Origin of the sequence: Occallatibacter sp. (assembly GCF_049582745.1) — a bacterium.
Taxonomy (GTDB): Bacteria; Acidobacteriota; Terriglobia; order Terriglobales; family Acidobacteriaceae; genus Telmatobacter.
The window spans coordinates 16,767-42,616 of record NZ_JBAUUO010000049.1 but is presented as its reverse complement, the minus strand read 5'-3'; the positions used below and the strand labels follow the sequence as shown (position 1 = coordinate 42,616).

Sequence of the window (25,850 nt, the reverse complement as noted above, 5' to 3'; positions counted from 1 at the left end):
CCTGGACATTAGGCTGCCCTCCTATAAAGTGATTCGAACGAAAGCACACCTGCCGAACCCAGTTCCTGCAATTTCGCAAGATCTGTCACGAGCTTGATCCGCTTGCCTTTCTCGTCAAGGAGCTTGAGCCGTCGAAATTTCTTGAGCTTGGAGGAATCGCCAGTGCGCAGATACGTCTGAACGGCATCACTATACTCGGCGATCTTGCTCGCGACTTCCGAGCCTCGTACGGCGACTTCGCTCAGACCTTGGGGACCTGGGATGACCAGCACGCGGAGTAGTTTGTCATTGGGTCTTGCGACGTAGCGTCCGTTCTTTGTCTTCCGAAGTGCAGATCCCGCACGAGCGCGGACAGCCCGAGGATCAACACCGAAATCGCGGGACGCCTGCGTTAGCGATTTGCCTTCGGCTCGCATCTTGGCGATTACATGAACTGCTCGATTCCAGGTCTCTTGAGCAGCATCCGGCAGAGCAAAATACTGTTTCGAAGTTCGTGGTGCCGAGATCTTCTTTTTCTTCTTCGCGCCAGTCGACGCGGGCGGTTTCGAGGGCTTTGTTGGCCTGGTTTGTTTCTTCGGAGGCATCTCATCTTCCTTTCGAGTTCGAATTCCGATCCGCACGGTTCACGAACGCTTCCAACGCGGCAACGGGAATGATTCTTCTTCGGCCAACTTTGCGGCTCGGAATCTCGTTTTGGGAGATAAGGGTGGCTAGTGTGCGAGCAGATATCCCGAGCCTTCTGGACGCTTCGGCGATCCCCACAGCAAGTTCCTTTTCAGTTCCAGGCATAACGGCGCAGTTCCTTTCATGCTAGTTATTGCCCTTGCATTAACTGGATGCCAAGAGCGACAATCTATTAAGGATTTACGCACTGAAGACGTAACTTTGCAAGGCCGTCGATCTAGTTTTTGCCCCATAATTATGACCGCAGGAAGACCCAGAACCGCCGATCCCAAAGTCTTATACGGACTTGCAAGCCACCTTTACTGGGAGCTCAAGACAGTCAACGAGCCCAAACACAAGACTGTTGGGGAGGGACTGAGCCGATATCGGGTGGATCGAAAGGAGCGAGCACGCCTCTTATGGCAGGCGAGGAAAGACGCAAAGTTGACGCCCGAAGAACTGGCTGAACTAGAACGAGGAGTTGACGAGCGGATTCAGAAGGGGTTCCTCCCGGAAAGTGAAAGGGAAACCTGCATCCGCGAATTGACTAAAGACGCTGAGTTCGAGCGGCGGTTCGGCGGAGTGAATGGAGCCAGGAGAGAATCCCAAAAGCTAATTCCGATTCCCGGGAACTCGGAGATTATTGATTCACTGTTGAACTCGATCACGCGTGGTCAGGTCCGGGAGATCTGTGCGGAAGGTTTTGGAACTGGGAAAGCAGGCGACTCGCACGAGCCTACTTGGCAAGTGTCTACCGGAAGCTTGCTGCCGCGAACGCTACAGGGACATGCTGCGAGAGTCATCGAGGCACTGAACGATTCGCGTTACCCCAAGTCTGGCAGGAAAACGAGTCGCCTCAAGCAGCTCTGGTTCCTTTCAAGAGCACTTGCTGGAGCCGCGCAAGGCATCAGTACCCGGACAGCAATCAATCTCCTCGGATCAGTGCGACCGGATGAAATTGGCGACATCTCAAAACTCACCAAACGAACTCGCCGTCCAAAGAAATCAACCAGGAAACGATCATGAACAAGCCATACGTACAGACAAGCAGCAGTATTTCCCGGAGTGGCGTGGTTGCACTGTGTGGTTATGGGTTATCAGTTCGCGTCGATCGAGGCCATCTCGTTCTGGAAGATGGGATTGGAACAGAACGTAATCGGCGCCGCTTGCCACGAGTTGGACACGGTCTCAAGAGGCTCGTGGTAATAGGCTCTGATGGCGAGGTCTCACTTGCTGCCTTGCGCTGGCTCGCTGACCAAAACGCGTCATTCGTAATGTTGGAGCGAGATGGATCGGTTACAGCTACCACTGGACCCGTTCGCTCTTCTGATGTTCGTCTCCGCCGTGCTCAGGCTCTAGCTCTAGATAATGGCGTTGCACTCCGGATCAGCCGTGAACTCGTCAATCGAAAACTCGTAGGACAAGAACGAGTTGCAATGCATCAACTAGGCAACGAGTCAGTTGCACTTTCAATTCGCGAGATCCGACTCGACCTAGCGGAGGCTTTCTCGATCGATTCGATTCGGCTTGTGGAATCGAGAGCTGCGAAAGCCTATTGGTCAGCATGGCGCAACCTGCCGATCAACTTCCCACGGAAAGATTTGACGCGTGTTCCTGACCATTGGCGGACATTCAGTTCACGGATTTCGCCGCTGACCGGATCTCCGCGTTCGGCCACAAACCCGGCCAATGCAATCCTGAATTATCTGTATGCGCTCCTTGAGGCTGAAACGCGACTCGCCGCCGCAACATTGGGCCTCGATCCAGGAATCGGCGTTATGCACCTGGACACCCCCTACCGGGACAGCTTGGCATGTGATCTCATGGAGCCCATTCGACCAGAGGTCGATGCATTCGTGCTCGATTGGATTAAGCGCGGTCCTCTTCCTCGTAATCACTTCTTTGAGCAGCGAGACGGAAATTGCCGATTGATGGCAAACTTTGCTGCTACGCTTTCACAAACGTCTTCGAAGTGGGCGCAGTTGGTGGCACCTGTTGTTGAGTGGTTCACACGCGAAGTAAGCGCTCCAAAGCAAGCGCGTTCAGTTCATGTCCCTGCAAGGCTGACCCAACGCAATAAAAGAGTGGCAAAGGGCGGCAATCCACTTCCAAAGGCGAAGTCCGACGTGAGGCCAACAAGAGTCTGCCTGGATTGCGGGAAAGAGATTATCGGTGATTCAATTCACTGCAAATTATGTTCGACCGAGATCATGACTCCTCAAAGAGATGCTGCTGGGCGGCTCGCCCGAGTTGCGGCTCTCGCTTCCGACGCTCAACTCAAGCGGGCGGCAACCCAACAGATCAACGCGCTTGCGCAGCATGCCTGGAAGGCATCGGATCAGCCGACTTGGCTCACGGCAGAGTTCTATTCTGAGCGGATCCAGCCTGCGCTTCTCTCGATACGTGGTTCATTGATTGCGAGAGCACTCAAGGTATCGAACAGCTATGCGCGCGATATTCGCAAGGGAGGTGTAATACCTCATCCACGACACTGGGCCGTGCTCGCGAATCTGGTCGAGTTGTTCTCAGAGACCAGAAAGCAACCTGCGCGCCTCTGACAAATTGATCCTGAACTGGTAGCCGTGCTTCTTCAATAAACCTAAAAGTTCTGCACCCGTCAGAAGCGTGACGGGCTCATTGTTCGCAAATGCGTAAGCGTCAGCTCCATAAGTACTCGTCGAAACGAGGATGCCCCTTGAAGCTCCTTCCTTGCGAACCACTGCGCACAAGTCCCTAACGGCGCTAACGTCCACCGTATTTGTGTAACGCTTAGCCTGGATGACATACTTGCCTCCATGAATGGGATCCGGGTCGAAGACCATGGCGTCCACGCCTCGATCCCTGCTGGCCTGTGTGATCTTAACTTCCGCGCCCCGACCAGAAAATTCCTTTTCGAAAAGTTCTCGAATTAAGTGTTCGAAATCTTGCCAATCCATTGCTGCGAGGTTTGTGGATCCGTCAAGGGTGTTTAGAACTTCCTTGGCCTCAACGAATCTCGAGTCGCTTCTCTTCAGATTGAGAACTGGTTCGATCGGGATAATGTCGATGATTCTGCCAGCTGATTTCCCATTAAGGCTCTGGAAGGCTGCCAATGGATCCAGCTTTTTGAGATTTAACGATGCAAATTGATGGTGCTCCACCATTAAAGATGCTGTGTAAGCCTTTGTCTTCACACCGCTGGTTGGATCATCGAAAGAGACCCAGCCGTTCACGACCAGTAGCTTGACTAATTTCGATGTGTCGTTTCGAAATAGCTCGTATGCAATTCTTAAAAGAATCGCCGGATGTACTTTGGGAATGAATTCTTTCCGCTCAGTTTGATTGAGAGGCTTTGCCGCCGGACCACTTTTCAATAAAACGGTCTTAATTGGCGGCCGATGCACGACATCTGGCAACGCAATTTCGACAATTAAGATATGTTGCTCTTCGTCGAAATCAATTTCCCACAAACGAGGAATCGACCACGGCATTGTCAGGGTACCCAAAATACATTGAATTCTTGCAATAGTTAATTCTTTCTTTCCCTCTATAAAACCTTGCAAAGCAGCACTGACTGTCCCTTTTTCTTTGTTGCACTCATCGGAGTATTCACGCGCGTGCAACCGATAATTGTCCAGTTCCTCTTGGGCCATTCTTTTGCTGTCTTGGACATAACGATTCCAGAGCATTCGTTGGTCAGCATTCCACGCGTGGATCTGATTATTTAGATCGCTGTACCTCGCAAGGATCGCGACGCGCCGCTGGTTGTACTGTTCAACTTCTAAGAGTTCTTGATTGAAGAATCGATTGATGTACTTCTCTCGAATAGCTGTCCGATCGACTTCTAAGGTTGCTTCATCGAGTTCAAGAGATGGGACAAATTGCTCGCGAAATTCTGAACATTCCATTACTGGGGCGGCTAACGGATAGATACAATCCCGTGCAAGAATTGAAGACTCTTTATCAAACCAGGAGACCTCATTAGGACAGAGCACGGCGTCTATTTCTTCAATATTCATCTCGGAACAGAATTCAGTTTGGGGTGAAGACAATTGTCGCTGGAATCGCTTCTTCTCCCAAGTCGGGGGTTTTGCGATCCATACAGTCTCAGATCGAAGGCGCTCGAATTCTGACTGAAGCTTACTTGTTGTTCGCTCAGCTCGAGCGAGATCATCGGGTCGGACCGCCTTGACGTAGCAGGCGAGTTTGGCTCTTTTCTTCTGGAACGCATTGTCTCGATATTTGGCACGCCCTTCATGTAGTTCTTTACTTAATTCCTGGAGACCTTTGGAGACAGCGCCGAATATCTTAATTACTACCCACAATGCTGCCACTATGATTGCCAACACAATGACAAGCTCTTCGGGCATGCACAAATTCTAACGCGCAGACTCCAAACTTTGGGACCGTTCAACGGAGACAGTCGATAGGTATAAAATTGGGCCACCGACTTCTATGCTGCGCTATAACTTGGACGACCTTCGTGCGTACCAGTTCGAGAAGCTTGCCCAATCGCTTCTAAAGGCCAGGTTTAGCCTTTCGATCGAGTCATGGGGAAATCGCGGAGATTTTGGCCGTGACGCTTACGCGGAAGCCTCCCTGCGCTTCCCCGATAAGGATGTTATCTCTCCTGGTCCGTTTCTATTCCAGGTCAAGTTTGTGGAAGGTGCTAATGCTGCCGGAGCTCAGCCCCTTAAGGCTCTCTATGGGAGTGTATCGAAGGAACTGGCAGAGATTGAGAGGCGACGAAAATCAGTTGAATGGCAGGATCCTAGGTGTTTTACATTCATAACCAACTCTTTGATCGGACCCGATACCCGCGCCGCGATTAGGAACAGGTTTAGAACTGCCCTCAATTGTGTGGACGTGATCGTCTGGGGCGGAGATGACGTTTGTGATCTATTGGACATGCCTCCTCCTATTTATCGTTCGTTTCCACAACTCCTAAGCATCCGCGACCTTGACGAGCTTATCGCTAGCGTATTAAGCCATGAGTCTATCCAGCGTAGTTCCGCCGCATTAGACATCGCGAAGGAACTCGTTCCAGTATTTGCCCCGACTAGCGGCTACGAGCAAGCTTGGTCTGTTTTGAGGAAATACAACTTTGCAGTATTGGAAGGACCTCCCGAGGTCGGCAAATCCGCTATCGCATGGATGATTGCGCTTTCCCAATCGAGCACCGGGTGGGAGGCGATTTATAGCAGAACGCCTGAAGAGTTCTTCAAGATGTATCAGCCTTCGCGAGATCAAATATTTATTGCAGACGATGCGTTTGGTCGAACGGAATATGACCCATCGCGAACGTCAAACTGGGAAGCGCAGTTAGATCTGGTTCTACACCGGCTCAATCCGAAGCATTGGCTGATATGGACAAGCCGCAAGCACATTCTCGAACGAGCAGTGGCGTGCATGGATGTTCAAGGCAAGGCTAGGTCATTTCCAGATCCTGGTGCCGTCTTGGTTGACGTTCAGGCTCTTTCTCTCGAGGAGCGTGCGCTCGTTTTATTTCGCCATGCGCGCTCAGCAAACCTTGAGCTCGATGCTCGAGCTATCGTCCGGAAGCACGCACGGCTAATACTGGACGATCCAAACTTTACTCCCGAACGCATGCGGAGGTTCGTTAGCGAAAGCTTTCCTTCTCTGGTGGCGGAATATCGAGCTGGCAAAATAAATGATGGTCAGCTAAAGGCAGAGATCGGAGAAGCCATCCGGAATCCGACTAAGCAGATGAGGCTCGCATTCCGAGGGCTTGCTCCGGGATTGAAGTGGGTCTTGGTCGCGTTGCTCGAGCTCACAGATCCATTCCTTATGTACCAAATTCAGCGGTTGCGGGAAGTCTATGAGCAGTATTGTCCGGAATGTGACCGACTACCTTTCGATCAGGCTACGCTGGAATTACAGGAAGCATTCATTAAAGTGCGTCCTGACTACTACGGGGGCCAGCGAGCCGATTGGATACACCCCAGCTACCGAGACCTTGTGATCGACGAATTAGCTGCAAACTACGAACTCCGAACTCAGTTCTTTCGTAGGGCATCGCTGGAAGGTGTAAAGATCGCGGTGTCGGACACTGGAGGACAGAAGGGCGAACGCCAGCTCCCCTTTATCCTCTCATCTGAGAGTTGGGACATTTTGAAGGAGAGGTGTCTAGCCATCGTTGCGCAACAACAGATGGACAAGGCTCTTTTGGAGGTTCTCTCAAGCGCAGCCAAACGAACCTCTGTACCACACCTCACTCCGCGATGGAATGGGCTTTTAGCAGTGGTTTGCGAAGCAATCAGACTCAAATGGGATTCCGAGAGCAAGTTCTTAAGTGCAAGTGAGCTGGCTGCCTTTAGCCGAGCTAGACAAGTTGGGCAATGCGACTGTCTACTTCCCGAATTGGAATGGACCTGGGAGCTTTTGCGAGACGCCTTCCGCGATAGCATCAACGACCATTCGCCGGGTTTGGCCTTCGATTTCAAACCATTCGATGATCTTACGGACTTTGCCACCGAAGTAGATAGTCTGAATCCAGAGTTCGTCAATGACCATGGGTTCCCCGCTGACTTCGAGAATGAGATCGTTGCTGTAATTGAGGCTGCTCACCTGGCAATGGTAGGAGCAGACACGGTCGAGGACCCCGAGGAGTTGCGCGAAAGCGCTAGTATGCTCTCTCAGGTCTCAGCGGCGCTTGATAGGGTGTCGACCTTGTCCGCATTCCTAAGCCTCGATACCCATGAAAAGTCTCAAGAATTTGATCGCGCATCAAAGGTTATCGAACAACGCGCGGATGAAAACGAGCCGTCGGAAACGAATGAATCAGCCGAGGAAGATGTACGCACTTCTTTACCTGCGAGACTATTCGACGTGAATGGACTGTTTTCAGAACTGTAATGCCTATTGAAAGTGCTTGGACGGGCGCATAAATCCCAAATGGAGCAAGGGGGGTGCACTTTTCCCGGCCCCTATCTCCTATCCCGTCAAATCCAGGCTGGGTTGCAAATCGGCAAATCACTTTCGTTTCAGGGCTTCCAACTCATCCAGTGTCCGCGGCCAGTCCGAGCCCAGCAGTCGCGAGAGGCTGCGATCCGCCAGGACTTTTCCCCCGGTCTGGCACTTCGCGCAGTAGTTGGTTTCGTTGTCGGCGTAGCGAATCCGCTGGACCTTCTCGCCGCATCGCGGACAGGGCAGATTGAACCGGCCGTGTACCGCCATCTCCGGCCGGAATGCCGTTACCTTCTCGGGGAATGCCTTCATTGCCTCTGCACCGAGCCGGTCCATCCACAGCCGCATGGTATCCCGGGTCGCCGCGAACAGCCGCTCCCATTCCTCCGGCTTCAGCTTATGGGTCAGGGTTATCGGCGAGAGTTGTGCCGCGTGCAGAATCTCGTCGGAATACGCGTTGCCCACGCCACTGATCAGGCGCGGGTCGGTCATCGCGCGCTTCAAGGTGCGATTCTCCGCCGTCAACGCCGCACGAAATCCGTCCAGATTTGTCTCGAAAATCTCAACGCCGCCGGGATCCATCGCATACAACGCTTCTTCGCCGCGGACCACGTAGAGCGATGCCCGCCGCTTTGAACCGGCCTCGGTCAGCACTAGCGATCCTTTTGGAAAATCGAATGCCGCAAGCGCGTTCCTGCCGGCCAGCTTGGCTGACGGAGCTTTCCAATGGAGCCGTCCTGCGATCATCAGGTGCAACACCAGCCACAACCGCCCGGGGTCCCCGGCGACGGGTCTTGGTTGCTGGGGTGGTAACTCTCCATCGACGCCGATCGCGATTCGCTTGCCGATGCGACGGAGCCTGCGAACCGCGCACCCTTCAACCGCGCTCAACGGCGGATCGACGGAGCGCAGCAAGAATACCGATCCCAGCCGCACGCTCTCCAGCGTCTGACCCATGATCCGCGATTCGAGTGCAGTGATGTACGCAGAGATGTCAGGCAGTTCGGGCATGGAGAATTCAGATGCGATGCTCAGTTGTCATTCGCTTAACGCCAAATTCTACCGCAATCTCGTGTTATCAATCAGCCGCGTGGTCCCCACCCACGCCGCAACCGCGAACAGCGTCCCCGGCGCGGCGGTGAGTACGGGCCACAGCGTCTGCCAGTCGACCAACTCGATGTAATCCACGCGCACATCTGGCGCTTCGGTGAAGACGCCACGCGCTGCGTCGATCAACGATGAGCTTGAACGCTCGCCGTCGGCGACAAGCGCTTCGACTCGACGAATCGCGCGATTCAGCACCAGCGCCTGCTTCCGCTCTACGGGAGTCAAGTACGCGTTGCGCGAACTGAGAGCCAGTCCATCGGCTTCACGCACGATCGGGCAAACCACAATTGTGGTGCCGAGCCGCAGATCGGAAACCATACGCCGCAGGACCGCGACTTGTGCCGCGTCCTTCTGTCCGAAGAAGGCGAGATCGGCCTCCGCGGCGATCATCAGCTTCGCTACCACGGTTGCGACGCCGCGAAAATGCCCCGGCCGGGACTGGCCATCGAGGCGTTCACTGAGGCCTTCGACCTCGACGAACGTGGATGATCCAACGGGATACATCTCTTCGACACTGGGCGCAAAGATGATGGTTGCACCTTCGCGTTCGGCGAGTGCGCAGTCAGCTTTGAATGTTCGCGGATAGCGGGCGTAATCCTCCTCGGGACCGAATTGTGTGGGGTTTACAAATATAGATACGGCCACGCGCCCCGGTCGCGCCTCCGCGGCCGCACGAATCAGCGACGCATGCCCGGCATGCAGTGCACCCAAGGTCGGCACCAGCGCGATTCCTTCGCCGTTTACGCCGCATCGCTGCGCGCGGCTCCATGCACGCAACTCGTTCACTGTCGTCAGAATCTGCATCAGGCCTTGCGCAGTTGCTTTACTGGTGCCGCGTCTTCGAGCATCGTCTCCAGTTCCTTCCGGACTGCTGCAGGGAGATGGTAGCTCTCTTCGTCGGAAGGGAAGGCGCGATGCTCCACGTCTTCGCGATAGTGTTCGATCGAAGTGCGGAACAGCCCCGCCGCATCCGCATAGCGCCGCGCGAACTTGGCCTTGGGGGCGAAGCTCAGGTTCACCATGTCGTGGAAAACCAGGATCTGGCCATCGCAATCCGGTCCTGCGCCGATGCCAATGGTGGGAATCGTAAGTTCCGCCGTGATCTCGGCGGCAACCTCGCGTGGAATTCCTTCGAGCACGAGCAGGCCCGCGCCTGCTGCTTCGAGCGCCTTTGCATCGGCTTTGATCTGCCGGGCTGTGTCCGATGTTTTCGCCTGCACGCGATAGCCGCCCATACGATGCACGCTTTGTGGTGTCAGCCCAAGATGGCCAATTATCGGAATCTCCGCATCCGTAAGCGCCTGTACGAGCGCCACCCGCGGACCTTCGATCTTTACGGCCTCGGCGCCGGCCTCTTTGATGAAACGCACTGCGTTGGCCACGCCTTCGGCTACCGTGCCGTGATAGCTGCCGAATGGCATGTCGGCCACCACCAGCGCTCGCCGAACCCCACGCCGCACAGCGCGGGTGTGGTGCAGCATTTCGTCGACGGTAACGGCCAGGGTATTGTCGTGGCCCATCACCACCATCGCGAGCGAGTCGCCCACGAGCACCAGGTCGATGCCGGCTTCGTCTACCAGGCGCGAAGTCGCATAGTCATATGCCGTGAGCGCGGAGATGGGTTTGCCCTGGCGTTTCATCTCGGCCAGTGCGGGAATTGTAACTTTTGTGATGGAGGAGTCGAGCGGCGAAAAACCTGCATTGCCGGGGAAGTTGGTAAGGCTCATATTGTCTCCAGTGCCGCTCCGAAATACTCAGGATGCGACCCGAACAGAAACAGTATACGCCGGGTCCGTCACAGATTGCTTGCCCTTCTCATGCTCCGCGCCGCACACTAGGGTCAGCGATGCTTTCTCCTTTAGCCGCGAGTGTTTACGGCGTGCTCGGTGCGGGCGGTGCAATCGGCGTTGCCGTCGCCGGCTTTGCCTATGCTTCGCACTGGCCCACCTCGCAGATCTTTGGCCGAACCTTGACTGCTCCGCGGCGCCCCGGCGAACTCGCGCTTACCTTTGACGACGGCCCCAACCCCGCGTGGACGCCGCGTCTGCTCGACATCCTCGCCGGGCATAATGTGCGTGCCACTTTCTTCATGGTCGGAAAATTCGCCAAAGCAGAGCCGGAACTCGCTCGCCGCGTCGCCGAAGCCGGGCACCTGATCGGCAATCACACCTGGAGCCATCCCGATCTTTCCCGCGCCCGGTCCGCCAACGTTCTCGACGAACTCACCCGCACCAACGATTTGCTCGCGCAGATTACGGGCAAACCGGCGCGCTACTTTCGTCCGCCCTTCGGAGCGCGACGGCCTTATGTGCTCAAGCTTGCGCGCCAGCTCGGCCTCATCCCCGTCACTTGGAATGCGATGACGAACGACTGGAAGGAACCTTCAGCCGACAAGATCGCGCAAAACTTGATCAGGAAGATCGACAGCAATCAAAGCGGCGGCTACGCCAGCAACATCGTGCTTCACGACGGCAGCCACCACGGCCTCGGCGCCGATCGCGGCCCATCCGTCACCGCAGCCGAACAACTTCTTGTCCGCTACGACAGGTCACACACATTCGTCACGCTCGATGCGTGGGCAGAGTAATCTGATCGCACACTAAGCTGCGCGAAACGCTTCCTTTGCCGCTTCGATTGTGGCCTGCACTTCCGCTTCTCCGTGGGCCGTCCCCAGAAAGGCCGCTTCAAACTGCGAAGGCGGCAGCCATACGCCGCGGTCGAGCATGGCGCGGTGGAAACGTCCGAAGGCCGCCGTATCTGACTTCGCGGCATCCTCGTAATTCCGTACCGGGCCGCCCGTGAAGAACCACGTCCACATGGCGCCCACCCTGTTGCCGCACAGGACTACGTTGGCCTTTTGGGCTTCCTGGGAGACACCATCGAACACGGCTCTGGCCGTCGCCTCAATCCTGGAATAGACCTCAGTCTTGTGTTCCTGCAAGTAGCCGATGGTCGCGATGCCCGCAGCCATGGCTAACGGATTCCCGCTCAGCGTCCCCGCCTGGTACACGGGGCCGAGCGGCGCCAGCATGTCCATATATTTCTGTTTGCCGCCGAAGACGCCGACCGGCAACCCGCCGCCTACAATTTTGCCCAGTGTGACGAGATCCGGGTCGAGCGAGTACAGCTCGCAGGCACCGCCCAGCGCTACGCGGAAGCCGGTCATCACTTCATCGCAAATGAACAAAGCTCCGTACTGGCGGGTCAGCAGGCGCAGGCCCGCGAGGTAGTCTGCGGGACCTACCGTGGCCTCCCATGCCTTGCGCTGTTGTCGATGCATGCGGTCTACCAATTCGGGAGCGAAGCCGGCGGGTCCGAGATGTGGCGGAATGCAGCCGGCATTGCCAACGATCGGCTCGACAATGATGGCCGCGATGGCATCGGGATGGGCGGCGAAGGCCGCCTCGACTGCGCCGAGATCGTTGTAGGGCAGCGCAATCGTCAGCCCCGCAATCTCCTCCGGCACGCCCGCAGATCCGGGAATCCCGAACGTCGCCACACCCGATCCCGCCTTGACCAGCAACCCGTCGGCGTGGCCGTGGTAACAGCCTTCGAATTTGATAATGATCTTGCGTCCTGTGGCCGCGCGCGCCAGACGGATGGCCGACATGGTCGCCTCGGTTCCCGAGCTCACAAAGCGCATCTTCTCGATGGCCGGATAACAGGCAACGATGCGCTCCGCCAGGTCGGCTTCGCTTGCCGTCGATGCACCAAAGCTCGCCGAGTTGCGCGCTGCGCGTTCAATTGCCTCGACGACCGGCGGAAACGCGTGGCCCAGGATCATCGGTCCCCAGGAGCCGACATAATCGATGTAGCGATTGCCGTCCGCGTCTACCACGTATGCGCCCTCGGCCCGCTCCACAAACGGCGGAGCTCCGCCGACCGCGCGAAAGGCCCGGACCGGGGAATTGACGCCGCCAGGAAAGTAGCGCTCGGCGCGCTGTTGCAGCGCGTGGGAACGAGTATGTACGAGTGGGGCGGCCTTGGTGCTCATGGTGGCTTCAGTATAGAAGTCGCAACCGCCTCGGCGTGAGGCTGGTCACTCCACAATCTGTTTCTCCACATTTTGAACACCAAATCGATTTCGCTGTTCACAGACCTTGTGCGCCCAGCCTGCTAGAATCGACCTTTCCGGTCCGCAGCGCCCGCTTCAATAATCTGACCGCAGAGGCCGCAGAGTGCCCGAAGAAACCAAATCCAAGCCCGTGACCTATGCTGACGCAGGGGTTGACATCTCCCGCGGCGACCGCGCCAAGGACCGCATCAAGTACCTGGCGCAGAAGACGTTTAACCGCAACGTTTTAGGTGGAATCGGCGGATTCGGAGCCCTATTCCGGCTCGACCTCCAGCGCTTCAAGAGCCCCATTCTCGTGAGCTCGGCAGACGGCGTCGGAACGAAGCTGAAGATTGCCTTCGAAATGGGTCTGCACTCGAGCGTCGGCGCCGACCTGGTGAACCACTGCGTCAACGACATCGCGGTGCAGGGTGCCACGCCGCTGTTTTTCCTCGACTATTTCGCCAGCGGCAAGCTCGACCCGGAGGTTACGGAAACCGTTGTCTCCGGGCTGGCTGAAGCCTGCAAGGCCAACGGTTGCGCCCTTATTGGCGGAGAGACCGCGCAGATGCCCGGCTTCTATGCCGAAGGCGAATACGATCTGGCCGGCTTCATTGTCGGCGCCGTCGATCGCGACAAGCTGGTGACCGGCGACGAGATCAAGGCGGGCGATGTGCTCGTAGGCTTCCCGTCGACGGGCCTGCATACGAACGGCTACTCGCTTGCCCGCAAGCTGATGTTTGACGTCGCGGGCTACAAGCCGAGCCAATACGTCACAGCCATTAAAGAGAAGGCTGGAGCGGCGTTGATGAAGACGCACCGCAGCTATCTGCACGTGATCCAGAAGCTCGTCGCCTCCGGCATGACCGCCGGAATGGCGCACATCACCGGTGGCGGCATCACCGAGAATCTGCCCCGCATTCTGCCCAAGGGCCTCGCCGCGCAGATTGAATTGGGCTCGTGGCCTGTACTTCCGATCTTCGATCATCTGCGGGACCTCGGTCAGGTGTCGCAAGAGGAGATGATGCGCACGTTCAATATGGGCATCGGGCTGATCGCTGTTATTCCAGCGGCCAAGTACACGCGCGCCAAAACGCTTCTCGACCGCGCGGAAGAAAAGTTCTACGTGATAGGCCGCATCCTCAAAGGCGACCACCGGGTTCACTACACATGAGCACGGAGGCCAGGCCGCTTCGGCTGGGCATTCTGCTCTCGGGCCGGGGCTCCAATTTCCTGGCGATCGCCGAATCCATCCGCGGAGGCCGCTTACCCGGCGTCGAGATCGCGATCGTCCTCTCCAATGTTGCTGAAGCTGCCGGGATCGCCGCAGCAGAGCAAATAGGTCTGCCGCATGCTGTGCTTGTTTCGAAGGGGCGACCGCGCGCCGAGCATGATGCGGACCTCATCGCCTGCCTCCGGGAACACAGAGTAGACCTTGTCTGCCTCGCCGGCTACATGCGCTTGCTGTCGCCAGGATTCATCGCGACATTTCCCAATCGCATCCTCAACATTCACCCCTCGCTGCTGCCGGCATTTCCGGGACTCGATGCGCAGCAACAGGCCTTCAGTTATGGCGTGAAGGTTGCGGGCTGCACGGTGCACTTTGTCGACGAGCATCTCGACCACGGTGCCATCATCCTCCAGCGCACTATCCCGGTTCTAGATTCCGACGACGCGCACGCGCTCGTCGAACGCATCCTCGCCGAAGAGCACATCGCCTACAGCGAGGCCATCGCTCGCGTCGCCAGTGGCGATTATGAGATGCAGGGCCGCCGGTACGTCCGGCGCTGATGGCGCGGCTGGCAACTACGGCGCCGCGTGAATCGTCGTGTTAAACAGATAAGGATCCTGAAACTCCGTCATCTCGCCGGCTTTCTTGCCCGGCACCGGCTGCAAGCGGGCGGAGAGCGGCTTGTTCCATTTGCTCGCGAGTGAAGCAACGTCAGAGAACATTCGCTCCATTTGTTCCGTGCTGATGTTGCCGGGCAGTGGGATCGTATCCAACCCCGTGCCGCACACCGCCGAATAGGCCAGCAGGGAATCCACGTTGAACATTCCCTCGGCCCAGCGCTGCGCCATCACCTTGTCTTCCATGATGGGAACCATGAGGCCGGAGTAGCCGATCTGCTTCACGGGCACGGCCTTCACCGCTGCGGTAATGATGCGGGCCGCGGTGAGTGTGCCGCTGGAGCCGAATTTCGCCCCGGTAAAGTCTTCAATCGCGGTTGCAATCGATACATCGCCCAGCGGAGCAGGTGTGGGATCAACCCCTGCGAATCCCCAGCCGGTTTCTGCCGCGACTTTGTTGCCGACTGCCTCCGCCACCTTTGCATGTTTGCTGAGCGCTGCGGTCAGATCCGCCGTTGCGGCTGCGGCGTTTCCCTTATCGCGCGTGAACACTTCAGCCACCAGGCCCGCACCTTCGAAGCCGATGGAGAATTGCCTCCCCGGTCCGTCGTGATACGAGCCGGGATAGAAGGGACCGAGCGGCTTCAGCATCGCTGTCGCCGTAAAGTTGAAAGTGCCCTGCGCATGCGGGCTGTGCTCGGCCACATACTTCACCAGTTCCGCGGTGCGGTGAATCGTCTTCCAGTGGATTCCCGCATCGTCGGCGATGATGGTGCTGGCTTCGATATTGGGCAGCGTCGAAAGGGCGCGTTCCAAGACGCGCATCGTCGCGGGGTCATCGCTGTCATGCATCATGGCCGGCCCCACGTTGGGAATGAAATTCTCTTTCGCCGACAATTGATCAAATCGCGCCAGAAACGAAACGGCATCGTCTTCCGAGAGTCCGGCGACCAGTTCGCCGACCGGCTGCGTGGTGATGCGCAACGACTCCACCTGATAGCCTTCGGCTTCGAATTCATGCTGCGCCTTGCGCAGGACGGTCAGCGTTTCCGCGATTTGCTGCTCCCACTTGCTTCGGTCCAGGCGCACAAATGCGGTGATGGCGCGGACCTTGGGATTGTGTGAGGCATCGGCCGAAACGCCGGTCTGAGCGAGCAACTGAATCGGCAAAAGCACCACGGCGAGAAGCAGCAATCGCTTCATGCGAAACCTCCGGGATGAACGAGTAAGAAGACAAATGTAGCATTCGCCGCTGCGTTTCACGGGTGAATCTCAAGTCAGCTGAGCACACGTGAAAGCCGATGTTCCGCAAACGCCATCCTGTCAGAATCCAAACTGGTCACTTTTGGGGGGCAGTCCGGTTTCGTCAAGCCCCATCCGGGCTATTCGCCTAACCCGCGCAAGACCCTCGCCGCCGGGCGTGGCAGAGACTCTGTCGATTGAAGTCCCCGCCTCGCCGGCGACGCCCAGCCCAGCCGCCCACTCAGCGGCCAGGACGCGAATACCCGGTCAGTTGTCGCCGCGCGGCACCCGCTCCTCATCCGCGTTTACGCGTAAACGCGCCCAGGCGATGAGTTCGAGTCGAGCGGGGCCGCCAGAGCTTATCTGTTTCCGGTTTCGCACTGGATGGTGACGTTTGCCCCCCAGACGTTTCAGACAATCCGCAAAAAAGTCACAAGACTTAAGAAAAAAATCAGCAATCCGTCCGTAGCCCTTCTTCACAACGATCCCTGCCTGAGAAGCGTGTCTCCCATCCTTCAAGCGCACTTGTGGTCCTTATAGCTCAGACATTGAACCTCGAACCCGTTACGGTCACGATGTGGAGATGTCGTCTGGCATCGCTGCAACGTTAAGGAGAACTATGAAAGGTTTCAAGTTTGTTGTGTTATCGGCTATTGCTGGATGCTGCATGTTGGCAGCCGCCCCCAAAGCAATGGCTCATGGGCAAATCGCGGTTGAGATCGGCACGGCTCCCGAGTGTCCCTATGGCTACTTTGACTCCGCACCCTATGCCTGCGCCCCGTACGGCTACTACGGCACGGAATGGTTCAGCGGTGGAGTGTTCGTTGGTGCGGGTCCGTGGTTCCATGGCTCTGACGATTTCCGCGGTCATGTCGACAATCGTTTCCATCCGGAAAACGGCTATGTCGGCAAGATGCCCGAACGCGGCGAAAGGGCCGAGCCCAACAATCGTCTCGACAAGAACGACAACTTCAAGGGCAATGAAATGCGCGATGGCCGCGGTCATAAAGACGGCGACCGCAAACCTGAAAATAAACACTAAATTATTCAGCTAGCTTTGGCGGGTGTTCGATGTCCCGCTAACTTACCCTGCGGAAAGGTCTTAGTCCGCCGGACGAGTTAGCAGAATCGCGAACACCCGCCTCTCTTTAAGGTGATAACTTCAACGCCGGGGATCATAAGCAAAGATACCGTGTACGCTACCTTCAAAGGGCGTATCATGAAAGATGAGCGAGACGTTTTTCTCCTCTTTCAGATTCTCTGAACTAAGGCAGTTCTTCTGGAGTATTTTTCCTCTTAGCCCTTGAAATATCGGAAGGGTTACCCCATGATCGTCACTAAAGTAAAAGTAAAACAAGATAAAGTTAGCGTCTCCAAGCCTTCTGCATCTGCTGAAACATCCAATTCCGGAATCCGCGTCTCCACCGACGACATACGCGTGCGCGCCTTTCACATGTATCAGAAGCGCGGCAGCAAGCACGGCCACGACATTCAAGACTGGCTCAAGGCCGAGCGACAGATCGCCCAGCGCTAGGGTTCACCCATACCATTGACCGAATGTCTGGCCGAAAAAGGTTGGAAGGAGGAGTTATGGGTTGCTCACGGTGCAATGATTTCGAACGAGCCCTTCAGGACAGAGCCAGCGAGTACCACCGGGCGTGTACGAACGAAACCTATGGGCGCATCAGTTCGAGATTCGTCGCCTATAGCAACGTGGAAATGCAGCGTGCCAGAAGCGAACTGGAGCTGCACCGCTCCGTGTGCGCTTCAGCCGCCGTCAAAGCTCGCGAACGGCCTGCACTCTCGAAGATCTGAACCTCCTGCATTTGAACTCCGTTGGCTGGTCCTATACTTAGCTCGTGAAACTCCCACTTACCGGTCTACTTCCCGGTCAGGAACTTGTCGCGCTGATTGTCGCGGTCTCGTTTGCCGCCGGGCTCAACGTCTATGCCACGGTGGCAACCCTCGGTCTGCTGGCGCATTCAGGCGCGCTCGCACTGCCGGATTCACTGCATCTGCTCGAAAGCTGGTGGGTCATCGGCGCCAGCGTGGCTCTTTTTGGCGTGGAGTTTTTTGCCGACAAGGTCCCCGCGTTCGACCTCATCTGGAATGCGCTGCACACCTTCATTCGCGTGCCGGTTGCGGCTCTGCTGGCATGGCGAGCAACGGCCTCGCTCAGTCCCGCCGAGCAGCTTGCCGCCACGCTGCTCGGCGGTCTGATCGCCCTTGCCGCTCACGGAGGCAAAACCGCGGCCCGCGCCGCTGTCACGTCCTCGCCCGAGCCCTTCTCCAACATCGGCCTGAGCCTCGGCGAAGATGTGCTGGCTGTCTCGCTGACATGGCTTTCAACCGTGCATCCGTACATCGGCGGCGGCATTGCCCTCGCATTTGTCGTAACCGTCATCCTCCTCATCCGCTGGGTGTGGCGGGCTCTGCGAGCCCTCTTCCGCGGCGCCGAACACGCCATCGCCGGTTGACCTGCGCACGCCATTCAGCAGAAAGCCCCCGTCAGCTTTCAGCTCGCTTCACGGCCGGCGGCTGAGAGCTGAAAGCTCTTTTTGCGTTGACACCGAATCGATCCTTATATAACATATGTGTTATATAACATGGTTGCTATGCAAAATCTCGATTCGACCTTTCTCGCGCTCGGTGATCCCACACGCCGCGCCATCCTTGCAAGGCTTGCGCTCGGCGAAGCCACTGTGATGGAGCTCGCCAAGCCCTTTGAAATGACCCAGCCCGCCGTTTCCCGCCACTTGAAAGTCCTTGAAGCCGCAGGGCTTATTGTCAGGCGCGCCGAAGGAACTCGCCGCCCCAGCCGCCTCGCGAAGCCCGGCCTCGAGGCCATCGATCAGTGGCTCGAAATGCTGCGCTCCGCCTTGGCGAAGAACTACGACCGGCTCGACCAGGTTTTGGCCGAAATGGCCCCCAACTCAAATCCAGACACTGGAGGAAAAATCGAATGAACACCATGACCAAGCTGACCCTCAGGACCGAAGGCGACACGCACATCGTCGTCACCCGTCATTTCCACGCAAACCCCGAATCGGTTTACCGTGCCCACACAGAGCCCGCCCTCATCCAGAAATGGCTGCTGGGTCCAGAAGGCTGGACTATGCCGGTCTGCATCAGCGAGCCGCGCCCCGGCGGCAAGATGCGCTACGAATGGGAGAACCCGTCGAAAGACAAGTTCGGCCATTTCCATCTGACCGGCGAATACATTGAACTTGAACCCTTTAGCCGCATCGTGCATGTGGAGCGGATGTTCCTGCCCGGCCCGACCCCTGACAACCACATCGAAACGCGCTTCGAATCAGACGGCGACGGCACGCTGATGACCATGCGCATGACGCTGCCCGATGCGGCCACCCGCGCCCAGATGCTGGCTACCAATATGGAGCAGGGGATGGAAATGAGCTACGTCCGCCTCGAAAACCTGTTTCCTGCCTGAAGCGCCGCCTTCCGCCTGACCTCTTGGAACAGCCGCCCAGGCCCAGGACTGGGCGGCCATGCCTGAATTCTCCGCAGATCGGCCAGATCCGAACTTTTCCAGTTACGTCCTCGCAAGTATTTTGCGGCGAATGCGAGTGGGCGCGCGTCTATACTTGCAGAACCTTCGCTTTACGGCACGCGAGGCTGAGGACACATTGCAAGGCGACCTATCCATGGCGACTCAAACCACGGCGCAAGTTAAGCGCACGCGGCTGCTGGTTGCCTCCGGTCTCCAAGCCGATGTCGCGGTTCGCCAGTTCTTCCGGCCTTACGTGCTGGCGTTTCTTGCGCTGGCCATCGTGGTTGGCGGCAATGGATACGGCCACAAGCTCGCTCAATACTTCCATCACTCCGAGGTTTCAAAGGCCTCCGCCACCCGCATGTGGGTGGACCATCGCGACGATTCTTCCGTGAAGGTTTTGCATCAGCAAACTCGGCCGCAACGGATTTCCGCGTTTGAGCTTTCCCTCGTTTTCGCCCCTCGGGTTCCACGCCTGACGCGTGACCACGCCCTCACCACGCCTGCCCCCGCGCGCGTAGCGTTTGTTATTTCTTCGCACATCCCCTTTCGGGCTCCTCCCGCAATCAAATCTTCCCAGGCATAGCTAGGCAATACCGGTCTCGGTTGCAGCTAACCAAATAGGCCAGATGTATTGCCTTCCGGATCTTCATTCCAACTGAATGAACTCGAAATGCCCACCCGAAGGAGCGGGTGCATATGCCAATTGCCTTGAGTGCAATGGAAGTGGAAACCGACGCGCCGATGCGCGAAGGCAGAATCAGCGAGTTTCTCGAAACCGCCGAACGGCGCCGCCCGCAGTTATTGCGGATGGCACGCCGCATGGCCAATAGCAACGAAGACGCCGAAGACATCCTTCAGGAAGCGTTCATGAAAGCCTACAAGGCGCTCGCGAAGTTCCGCGGCGAGTCACAGATGTCGAGTTGGCTCGGCGCGATTGTGCAGAACACGGCGCATGAACATTTGCGCAGCCGCCGCAACCGCGTCTTCGTCTCGATTGAATACCTCAGCCGGCAGGATAACGAGGTCGTGGAAATCGACCTGCCTGACCCACGCAAGAATCCTGAAGAGACGTGGCAGAGCAGGGAGATGGAGAACATTCTGCGCGAAGAAGTGAAAAAGCTGGGACTCGTGTGTCGTCACGCGATCGAGCTTTGTGTGCTGGATGAACGGCCCCAGCTCGCGGCCGCCAATTCGCTCAGCCTGAGCGTGGCCACCATGAAGTCGCGGGTCTTTCGCGGCAAGCGCCTCCTGGGGCGCGCGGTTTCGCGGCGTCTGGGTGCGAGACATGAGGCTCTCGCAATGGCAGCGGAACACCATACGAGATGCGAAATGCAGCCTGACGCCATGCGCCCGGTTGCGTAACGTTGGTTGGAAGGTCTGCTGTATGTGGGGCGCCGGAGAATTTCCGGCGCTCATTTTTCTGCGACAGCCGGAGGCTTCGGTGAAATATTCTGCGCGGTGAAGTTCCTAACCGGTCTGTGGACGCGGCTTGCCGGATGCCCAAGCATTGCCGCGGCGTTATACTCCCAGAATTGCATCTCCCATGAGGTCGCTCGATGAAAAAGATTGCGCTCCTTCTCCTTCTCTCCGCTCCGCTCTTTGCCCAGACCAATGACAAGAAGCCGCCCACCACCTTGCGCGGCGTGCTGCTGGAGCAACTGCGCACCACGCACGACCAGGAAGACTGGTTTGTCCCGGTCAGCATTGCGGTCGATGGCCTTACCGCGGAGCAGGCCATGTGGAGTCCCGGTAAAGGCAACCACTCCGTGGGCCAGCTTGCCTATCACATCTGGTATTGGGACCAGCGCTCGCTCAACAACTTCAACGGCGTAAAGAATGAAAAATTCGACGGCAACAACAACGAGACCTTCGACAACTTCACCGCCGACCAATGGACAGATCTCGTGAAAAAATTGAACCAGGTGCTGGCGGATTGGGAAAAGGCCGTCAACGATGCCGACGACGCCAAGCTTGCTGCCAATGCCTCGCTCATCGCGCATGTGGGCGCGCACAATGCCTATCACGTCGGCCAGATTCTCTACGTCCGCAAATTGCACGGCGTCTGGAATCCCGACAAAGGCGTGAAGTGAGCGCCTGAGATCGCGGCAACACGCGAAGCAGGAATGCGGTTCTACTCCCCAGGTTCTGCGCTCGTCTTTCGTGCGTGCACACAAGCGGCTCAAGAGATGGCGTTTTTTTTGCGACCCTTCAGGAAAGGCTCGCCGGACGCAGCGATTTGTCTGCCTCGTTGCCAATCCGCACGACGATCGGCAGAAGCGCTTCCACATCTTCAAGCGTGGTGCGAAAGTTCACGATGCAGGCACGCAGCGCGTATTTTCCGTCAACGATGGCATTGGAGAGATAGACTTCTCCGCCTTGCTGCAGGCGCGTGAGCAGTTCGCGGTTCAGATCGTTGAGATAGTTGTCCACGTCTTCGCCGCTGCGCATCAGATCACGCGGCACGTAACGGAACGTCGTAATGCTGAGTCCCTGCGTCAGTGCTTCAAGTTCCGCATACCACGAGATGCGATCGAACATGGCGCGCGACAGGCGAATATCGTCGGAGATCATCTGCACGTAGCCGTCGCGGCCTGCCTGCTGTAGCGCGAGCCACACCTTGAGCGCGCGAAAGCCGCGCGAGTTCTGCGGGCCGAGGTCGAAATAATTGATAGCTTCGACGCCGAAGTGATAGTAGGCAGGGTGGTACGCGAAGGCATCGCGCAGTTTCGATATATCGCGCACCAGCACGCAGCCCGCCTCGATCGGCGCGTAGAGCCACTTGTGCGGGTCCACGGCAACGGAGTCCGCCGCGCCCAGCCCCGAAAATTCCGGCGGCGCATCGGGGCATACCGCGGCGAATCCGCCATAGGCTCCGTCGATGTGAAACCACAAATTGAATTCGCGACAGATCTCGGCGAGTTCGGGCAGCGGGTCCATGGCGCCGGTGCTGACCGTGCCGGCATTGCCGATCACCACGAACGGCTTGTCGCCTGCGTCAAGGTCCGCGCGAATTTGTGCGCGCAAAGCATCGAGGTCGATGCGCATTCTATGGTCGGCCGCGATCCACCGCACCGAGTCTGTGCCGAGGCCGGCGATGTCGGCGGCCTTCTGAATCCAGGTGTGCGTCTCCTTCGAGCCGTAGGCGCGCAGCCGTGTGCCATCGACGCCCTTCGACCGGATGTCGCTTCCGCCCTTTGCCTGGCGCGCCGCAAGAAAGCAGACGATATTCGCCATGTTGCCGCCGCTCACGAAGAGTCCTCCGCAATCGGTCGGATAGTTGATCATCTCCGCGATCCAGCGAATACTCTGCGCTTCGATCTCGCTCGCCATCGGCGACAGCAGCCACGCTCCGCAATTGGGATTCGCCGCCGCCGCAAGCAACTCGCCCAATACGCCGATCGGCGCCGCGGACGAGGTGACATATCCCCAGAACCGCGGATGCGCGTTGAATAAAGAATGATCGAAGAGCAGACTAGTCGCGCGGTTCAGCAACTCCGCTGCGTCGGCGCCTTGGCTCGGCAGCCTGCGACCAGCATCCAGCGACTGGCGAATGGCGGAAGGGGATTCACCTGTCGTCACGGGCCGCTGGGGAAGCGAGTCAAAGAAATCGGCGATGCGGTCAACCAGCTGGTGCCCGGCGGCGCGAAAGTCGTCGGAAGAAAGATTGAGCGGCGATGTACGATTTGCGATCGTCTCAGTTTGCTGCACGGGAAGACCTCGCAGAAATTTTACCGGACTGCGCACGGTCACGATTTCCCGACAGAGTATGAGAATCCCGTGCATTTCCCACGGAAACCCTTTGCAATCCCGTCGCTCTCGGACTGTACAATTGCCTGCATTCGGAGGTCGACACATGAGCAAATACGCCAATATTACGGAAACGGTCGGCAACACTCCGGTGGTCAAGATCAACCGCCTTGCGCCGCCCGATGTAAATCTCTACGTCAAGGTCGAAGCCTTCAATCCCCTCGGGTCCGTGAAAGATCGCCTCGCGCTTGGCGTCATTGAAGAAGCCGAGCGCACCGGCAAACTCAAGCCGGGCCAGACCGTGGTCGAAGCGACAAGCGGCAATACCGGCATCGGCCTTGCCATGGTGTGTGCGGCCAAGGGCTATCCGCTGGTGGTCACCATGGCGGAGTCGTTCAGCATCGAGCGCCGCAAGCTGATGCGCTTCCTCGGCGCCAAGGTGATCGTAACGCCGGCCTCGGCGCGCGCTGTCGGCATGGTCAACAAAACGGTGGAGCTGGCAGAAAAGCACGGATGGTTTTACACACGCCAGTTCGAAAACGAAGCCAACGCCGACATGCACTCACGCACCACGGCGCAGGAGATTCTCAACGATTTCAAGGGTGAACGACTCGACTATTGGGTCACAGGATTCGGCACCGGCGGCACGCTCAAAGGCGTTGCTCGCGTGCTCGCCAAGGAGCGGCCGGATACGAAAATCGTCGTCAGCGAGCCCGACGATGCGCCACTGCTCTCGAGCGGCATTGAGCAGGAGCGCAACCCCGACGGCTCGCCGAAGTCCGGCCATCCCAGCTGGAAACCGCATCCCATGCAGGGTTGGAGCCCCGACTTCATCGCCAAGCTCGCCGGCGACGCCGTGGCTGCGAAGTGGATCAGCCAGGTCGTTCGCATCGCCAATGCCGATGCGCTCAAGTGCAGCAAGGACCTTGCTAAAAAGGAAGGCATCTTCGTCGGCATCACCTCCGGTGGAACCTTCGCCGGTGCGCTGCAGGTAGCTCGCGAAGCGCCAAAGGGATCGACCATCTTGTGCATGTTGCCCGACACCGGCGAACGCTATCTCAGCACGCCATTGTTTGCGGATGTATCAGTAGACATGACCGAAGAGGAGTGGGAGATCGCGCGCTCGACACCCGGCTGCATCCTGGAGCCGCCAAAGCAGACTTAGCGATGCCATCGCATTTCACAAACAGAAAGGGCGCCAACTTGATAAGCGGCGCCCTCTAACTTTCTCCAATAATCAAACGAGGTGGTCGAAGCGCAGCGCCTGCACTTCTTCCATCTGGCGCTTCAACTGATCCCTCTCTTGTTTCTGCTGATCGCGCATCCTGCCTTCGAAGGTGCGCAACCGGGGCTCAGGCTTATGGAGCGCGTTAGGAAGCGAATCCATATCCAGTTTGAAACTCTGCGGCTTCAGATCCTGGTGGAACTCTTCCATCTGCTTCTTCAGTTCATCCTGCTGCGTCGGGTCAAACTTGAAGCCGTCCGCGCCAAAGAACTGCTTGTTGAATTGTTCCATCTGCCGGTGCATCTCTTCCATCTGCTTCTGGTCAATGCCAAAGTTCTGGCCCTTGAAGGCGTCGCGAAACTCCTCGGCCTGCTTGCGAAATTCCTCCGCCTGCTGCGGTGTGATTTCAAAATGCATGCCGCCAGCCTGGTCCTGCCATTCGTTGAGCTGATCCTTGAGCGCCTCGCCCTGGTCGCGCATCGACTGCACGGCCGACTCGTCCAGTTCGAGTTGTCGTTGTAAATCAAGCGCAACATCCGGATCCGCAAAGGCCATCAGCGGGCAGGGGCCATCCGGAAGAAGCTCGTGAAATTCCAGTTCGCTTTTCTTCTTCGAATCCACCTGCAGCGTCAGCGTCGTCTGTTTCTTGTCGCGAAGCACGGTGACCTGCACGGCCTTCCCCTGGTTGGTGCGCATCGAGCGCTCCCAATCAGAAACGGTCGCGATGTTGTCCGCCCCCACTTTGAGAATCACGTCGAAGGCTTTCATGCCCGCGGCAGCGGCTTCGCTCTTGCGCGCCACCTGCTTCACCATCAGGCCATTCTGAATGCCAAGATAGTCGGCCATCTGCGCCGTGAGCGGTTCAACCAGCGCGCCAACCTTCAGCGTACTGTTGCCCACAAACGGCATGTGAAATCCGCCGGGAAGCGGCACATCTCCGCCGCCAGTGCCCAGAATGCCCAACCCTTCCACGGGCGTGCTGATATCGCTGCCATCGTTCAGCTTGTTCCAGATGGCCGTGTCAAGCTTCTTGCGGTCGGCAAGCTCCACGGTTAACGTCTGCGTCGCGCCATCACGGCTGATCAGCATCGTCACTTTGCGGCCCGCCGGAATTTCGCGCATCATGCGGCCAAAGGCCTCCGCGCTCTCAACAGCCTGACCGTTGAGTTCGAGAAGCACGTCGTTCACGCGAAGCCCGACCTGCGCCGCCGGTGCGTCGTGATCGATGAGCGTAATCACCGCGCCCTTCACGTCTTTCAGCTTGAGCTTGCTTGCCGAGTCCGCGTCAACGTCGCCGACCAGCACGCCAAGATATCCCTGCGCACTCGAGTGCAGCAGCAGACGGCTGGGTTCTTCTACGATTTGTGTTATACGTGTCGCCTGCGCCGGCGCCATCGACGGCGCCAGCAGGATTGCGGCTCCCACCAGGGCGACTCCAGCTTGGATGTAAGGCCTCATAAAGCGGTTCATGTTACTTTCCTCGTGTTCCTTCATCCAGGTCCGCACTCTTGTATGGACGGCGCGGTTGCCTGAAGGTAAGGGGT

24 protein-coding genes and 1 pseudogene are annotated in these 25,850 nt (G+C 57.7%); 15 read left to right on the top strand and 10 right to left on the bottom strand.

The window, feature by feature from the left end; translation table 11 throughout:
- Nucleotides 1-8: 8 nt before the first annotated feature.
- Together WCA10_RS06695 and WCA10_RS06690 are read right to left on the bottom strand one after the other, a co-directional pair.
- On the bottom strand, nt 9-584 hold the full coding sequence (locus WCA10_RS06695; protein ID WP_472821730.1) for a hypothetical protein: 576 nt from the start codon (nt 582-584) through the stop codon (nt 9-11).
- Nucleotide 585: 1 nt separating this feature from the next.
- Complete coding sequence (locus WCA10_RS06690; RefSeq protein ID WP_472821729.1) at nt 586-789, bottom strand: helix-turn-helix domain-containing protein; 204 nt, start codon at nt 787-789, stop codon at nt 586-588.
- Between the two features lie 896 nt (nt 790-1,685).
- On the opposite strand from WCA10_RS06690, the pseudogene cas1 reads away from it, so the two are divergent.
- Together cas1 and WCA10_RS06680 are read left to right on the top strand one after the other, a co-directional pair.
- Nucleotides 1,686-2,594: pseudogene (gene cas1, locus WCA10_RS06685) on the top strand (CRISPR-associated endonuclease Cas1); the annotation flags it as partial.
- Between the two features lie 279 nt (nt 2,595-2,873).
- The gene (locus tag WCA10_RS06680) at nt 2,874-3,221 is read left to right on the top strand and encodes a hypothetical protein (protein ID WP_472821741.1); all 348 of its coding nucleotides are present in this window, start codon (nt 2,874-2,876) and stop codon (nt 3,219-3,221) included.
- On the opposite strand, the gene WCA10_RS06675 is transcribed toward WCA10_RS06680, so the two are convergent.
- Complete coding sequence (locus tag WCA10_RS06675) at nt 3,189-5,012, bottom strand: restriction endonuclease (protein WP_472821728.1); 1,824 nt, start codon at nt 5,010-5,012, stop codon at nt 3,189-3,191. The two genes, WCA10_RS06680 and WCA10_RS06675, sit on opposite strands and share 33 nt — an antisense overlap.
- Nucleotides 5,013-5,112: 100 nt before the next feature.
- On the opposite strand from WCA10_RS06675, the gene WCA10_RS06670 reads away from it, so the two are divergent.
- Entirely contained in the window at nt 5,113-7,518 is a 2,406-nt protein-coding gene (locus tag WCA10_RS06670; protein WP_472821727.1) for an nSTAND3 domain-containing NTPase, read from the top strand.
- 117 nt (nt 7,519-7,635) lie between these two features.
- On the opposite strand, the gene WCA10_RS06665 is transcribed toward WCA10_RS06670, so the two are convergent.
- The 3 genes from WCA10_RS06665 to panB are packed head-to-tail and all read right to left on the bottom strand — an operon-like array spanning nt 7,636 to nt 10,403.
- Nucleotides 7,636-8,580 (bottom strand): DNA-formamidopyrimidine glycosylase family protein, encoded by a 945-nt coding sequence (locus WCA10_RS06665; protein WP_472821726.1) that lies wholly within the window; start codon nt 8,578-8,580, stop codon nt 7,636-7,638.
- A gap of 48 nt (nt 8,581-8,628) precedes the next feature.
- The gene (panC, locus tag WCA10_RS06660) at nt 8,629-9,480 is read right to left on the bottom strand and encodes a pantoate--beta-alanine ligase (protein ID WP_472821725.1); all 852 of its coding nucleotides are present in this window, start codon (nt 9,478-9,480) and stop codon (nt 8,629-8,631) included.
- The gene (gene panB / locus WCA10_RS06655; protein WP_472821724.1) at nt 9,480-10,403 is read right to left on the bottom strand and encodes a 3-methyl-2-oxobutanoate hydroxymethyltransferase; all 924 of its coding nucleotides are present in this window, start codon (nt 10,401-10,403) and stop codon (nt 9,480-9,482) included. Before panB ends, panC begins: the two co-directional genes overlap by 1 nt.
- 119 nt (nt 10,404-10,522) lie before the next feature.
- Here panB and WCA10_RS06650 point away from each other — a divergent pair, with 119 nt between their 5' ends.
- Nucleotides 10,523-11,263 carry a polysaccharide deacetylase family protein gene (locus WCA10_RS06650; RefSeq protein ID WP_472821723.1) on the top strand — a complete coding sequence of 247 codons (741 nt, stop codon included), beginning with the start codon at nt 10,523-10,525 and terminating at the stop codon, nt 11,261-11,263.
- A gap of 12 nt (nt 11,264-11,275) precedes the next feature.
- Here the strand turns inward: WCA10_RS06650 and hemL are convergent, their stop codons facing one another.
- Nucleotides 11,276-12,670 carry a glutamate-1-semialdehyde 2,1-aminomutase gene (hemL, locus tag WCA10_RS06645; RefSeq protein WP_472821722.1) on the bottom strand — a complete coding sequence of 465 codons (1,395 nt, stop codon included), beginning with the start codon at nt 12,668-12,670 and terminating at the stop codon, nt 11,276-11,278.
- Between the two features lie 184 nt (nt 12,671-12,854).
- Between hemL and purM the strand changes: the two genes are divergently transcribed.
- The gene (gene purM / locus WCA10_RS06640; protein WP_472821721.1) at nt 12,855-13,904 is read left to right on the top strand and encodes a phosphoribosylformylglycinamidine cyclo-ligase; all 1,050 of its coding nucleotides are present in this window, start codon (nt 12,855-12,857) and stop codon (nt 13,902-13,904) included.
- Nucleotides 13,901-14,521 (top strand): phosphoribosylglycinamide formyltransferase, encoded by a 621-nt coding sequence (purN, locus tag WCA10_RS06635; protein ID WP_472821720.1) that lies wholly within the window; start codon nt 13,901-13,903, stop codon nt 14,519-14,521. Before purM ends, purN begins: the two co-directional genes overlap by 4 nt.
- Before the next feature lie 15 nt (nt 14,522-14,536).
- Here purN and WCA10_RS06630 read toward each other — a convergent pair whose 3' ends face one another.
- Nucleotides 14,537-15,781 carry a DUF711 family protein gene (locus WCA10_RS06630; RefSeq protein ID WP_472821719.1) on the bottom strand — a complete coding sequence of 415 codons (1,245 nt, stop codon included), beginning with the start codon at nt 15,779-15,781 and terminating at the stop codon, nt 14,537-14,539.
- Between the two features lie 658 nt (nt 15,782-16,439).
- Here WCA10_RS06630 and WCA10_RS06625 point away from each other — a divergent pair.
- From WCA10_RS06625 to WCA10_RS06590, 8 genes are all read left to right on the top strand, one after another.
- The gene (locus WCA10_RS06625) at nt 16,440-16,862 is read left to right on the top strand and encodes a hypothetical protein (RefSeq protein ID WP_472821718.1); all 423 of its coding nucleotides are present in this window, start codon (nt 16,440-16,442) and stop codon (nt 16,860-16,862) included.
- A 285-nt stretch (nt 16,863-17,147) separates the two neighbouring features.
- A complete protein-coding gene (locus WCA10_RS06620; RefSeq protein WP_472821717.1) occupies nt 17,148-17,354 on the top strand; it encodes a DUF2934 domain-containing protein in 207 nt (68 codons plus the stop codon).
- 325 nt (nt 17,355-17,679) lie between these two features.
- Nucleotides 17,680-18,297: a DUF4126 domain-containing protein gene (locus tag WCA10_RS06615; RefSeq protein ID WP_472821716.1), complete on the top strand. Its 618-nt coding sequence runs from the start codon at nt 17,680-17,682 to the stop codon at nt 18,295-18,297.
- 129 nt (nt 18,298-18,426) lie between these two features.
- Nucleotides 18,427-18,786 carry an ArsR/SmtB family transcription factor gene (locus tag WCA10_RS06610; protein WP_472821715.1) on the top strand — a complete coding sequence of 120 codons (360 nt, stop codon included), beginning with the start codon at nt 18,427-18,429 and terminating at the stop codon, nt 18,784-18,786.
- Nucleotides 18,783-19,271 carry an SRPBCC domain-containing protein gene (locus tag WCA10_RS06605; RefSeq protein WP_472821714.1) on the top strand — a complete coding sequence of 163 codons (489 nt, stop codon included), beginning with the start codon at nt 18,783-18,785 and terminating at the stop codon, nt 19,269-19,271. The genes WCA10_RS06610 and WCA10_RS06605 overlap by 4 nt, the downstream gene beginning before the upstream one ends.
- A 214-nt stretch (nt 19,272-19,485) precedes the next feature.
- Nucleotides 19,486-19,917 (top strand): hypothetical protein, encoded by a 432-nt coding sequence (locus tag WCA10_RS06600; RefSeq protein WP_472821713.1) that lies wholly within the window; start codon nt 19,486-19,488, stop codon nt 19,915-19,917.
- 113 nt (nt 19,918-20,030) lie between these two features.
- Nucleotides 20,031-20,696, top strand: coding sequence for an RNA polymerase sigma factor (locus tag WCA10_RS06595; RefSeq protein WP_472821712.1), 666 nt, complete (start codon nt 20,031-20,033; stop codon nt 20,694-20,696).
- 194 nt (nt 20,697-20,890) lie between these two features.
- Nucleotides 20,891-21,424, top strand: coding sequence for a DinB family protein (locus WCA10_RS06590; RefSeq protein ID WP_472821711.1), 534 nt, complete (start codon nt 20,891-20,893; stop codon nt 21,422-21,424).
- 118 nt (nt 21,425-21,542) lie between these two features.
- Here the strand turns inward: WCA10_RS06590 and WCA10_RS06585 are convergent, their stop codons facing one another.
- Nucleotides 21,543-23,078 carry a pyridoxal phosphate-dependent decarboxylase family protein gene (locus WCA10_RS06585; RefSeq protein ID WP_472821710.1) on the bottom strand — a complete coding sequence of 512 codons (1,536 nt, stop codon included), beginning with the start codon at nt 23,076-23,078 and terminating at the stop codon, nt 21,543-21,545.
- 109 nt (nt 23,079-23,187) lie between these two features.
- On the opposite strand from WCA10_RS06585, the gene WCA10_RS06580 reads away from it, so the two are divergent.
- Nucleotides 23,188-24,246, top strand: a complete 1,059-nt coding sequence (locus WCA10_RS06580) for a PLP-dependent cysteine synthase family protein (protein WP_472821709.1) — start codon at nt 23,188-23,190, stop codon at nt 24,244-24,246.
- A 72-nt stretch (nt 24,247-24,318) separates the two neighbouring features.
- On the opposite strand, the gene WCA10_RS06575 is transcribed toward WCA10_RS06580, so the two are convergent.
- Nucleotides 24,319-25,776, bottom strand: coding sequence for a PDZ domain-containing protein (locus tag WCA10_RS06575; protein WP_472821708.1), 1,458 nt, complete (start codon nt 25,774-25,776; stop codon nt 24,319-24,321).
- Between the last annotated feature and the right edge of the window lie 74 nt (nt 25,777-25,850).

Excerpts from the sequence above, each read along its gene's own strand:
- WCA10_RS06675 (WP_472821728.1), bottom strand. The coding sequence starts at position 5,012 with ATGCCCGAAGAGCTTGTCATTGTGTTGGCAATCATAGTGGCAGCATTG.
- WCA10_RS06690 (WP_472821729.1), bottom strand. The coding sequence starts at position 789 with ATGCCTGGAACTGAAAAGGAACTTGCTGTGGGGATCGCCGAAGCGTCC.
- WCA10_RS06680 (WP_472821741.1), top strand. The coding sequence starts at position 2,874 with ATGACTCCTCAAAGAGATGCTGCTGGGCGGCTCGCCCGAGTTGCGGCT.
- WCA10_RS06620 (WP_472821717.1), top strand. The coding sequence starts at position 17,148 with ATGATCGTCACTAAAGTAAAAGTAAAACAAGATAAAGTTAGCGTCTCC.
- WCA10_RS06650 (WP_472821723.1), top strand. The coding sequence starts at position 10,523 with ATGCTTTCTCCTTTAGCCGCGAGTGTTTACGGCGTGCTCGGTGCGGGC.
- WCA10_RS06605 (WP_472821714.1), top strand. The coding sequence starts at position 18,783 with ATGAACACCATGACCAAGCTGACCCTCAGGACCGAAGGCGACACGCAC.
- WCA10_RS06600 (WP_472821713.1), top strand. The coding sequence starts at position 19,486 with ATGGCGACTCAAACCACGGCGCAAGTTAAGCGCACGCGGCTGCTGGTT.
- hemL (WP_472821722.1), bottom strand. The coding sequence starts at position 12,670 with ATGAGCACCAAGGCCGCCCCACTCGTACATACTCGTTCCCACGCGCTG.
- WCA10_RS06590 (WP_472821711.1), top strand. The coding sequence starts at position 20,891 with ATGAAAAAGATTGCGCTCCTTCTCCTTCTCTCCGCTCCGCTCTTTGCC.
- WCA10_RS06665 (WP_472821726.1), bottom strand. The coding sequence starts at position 8,580 with ATGCCCGAACTGCCTGACATCTCTGCGTACATCACTGCACTCGAATCG.
- WCA10_RS06625 (WP_472821718.1), top strand. The coding sequence starts at position 16,440 with ATGAAAGGTTTCAAGTTTGTTGTGTTATCGGCTATTGCTGGATGCTGC.
- WCA10_RS06695 (WP_472821730.1), bottom strand. The coding sequence starts at position 584 with ATGCCTCCGAAGAAACAAACCAGGCCAACAAAGCCCTCGAAACCGCCC.
- panC (WP_472821725.1), bottom strand. The coding sequence starts at position 9,480 with ATGCAGATTCTGACGACAGTGAACGAGTTGCGTGCATGGAGCCGCGCG.
- panB (WP_472821724.1), bottom strand. The coding sequence starts at position 10,403 with ATGAGCCTTACCAACTTCCCCGGCAATGCAGGTTTTTCGCCGCTCGAC.
- WCA10_RS06595 (WP_472821712.1), top strand. The coding sequence starts at position 20,031 with ATGCCAATTGCCTTGAGTGCAATGGAAGTGGAAACCGACGCGCCGATG.
- WCA10_RS06575 (WP_472821708.1), bottom strand. The coding sequence starts at position 25,776 with ATGAACCGCTTTATGAGGCCTTACATCCAAGCTGGAGTCGCCCTGGTG.
- WCA10_RS06610 (WP_472821715.1), top strand. The coding sequence starts at position 18,427 with ATGGTTGCTATGCAAAATCTCGATTCGACCTTTCTCGCGCTCGGTGAT.
- purN (WP_472821720.1), top strand. The coding sequence starts at position 13,901 with ATGAGCACGGAGGCCAGGCCGCTTCGGCTGGGCATTCTGCTCTCGGGC.
- WCA10_RS06630 (WP_472821719.1), bottom strand. The coding sequence starts at position 15,781 with ATGAAGCGATTGCTGCTTCTCGCCGTGGTGCTTTTGCCGATTCAGTTG.
- WCA10_RS06580 (WP_472821709.1), top strand. The coding sequence starts at position 23,188 with ATGAGCAAATACGCCAATATTACGGAAACGGTCGGCAACACTCCGGTG.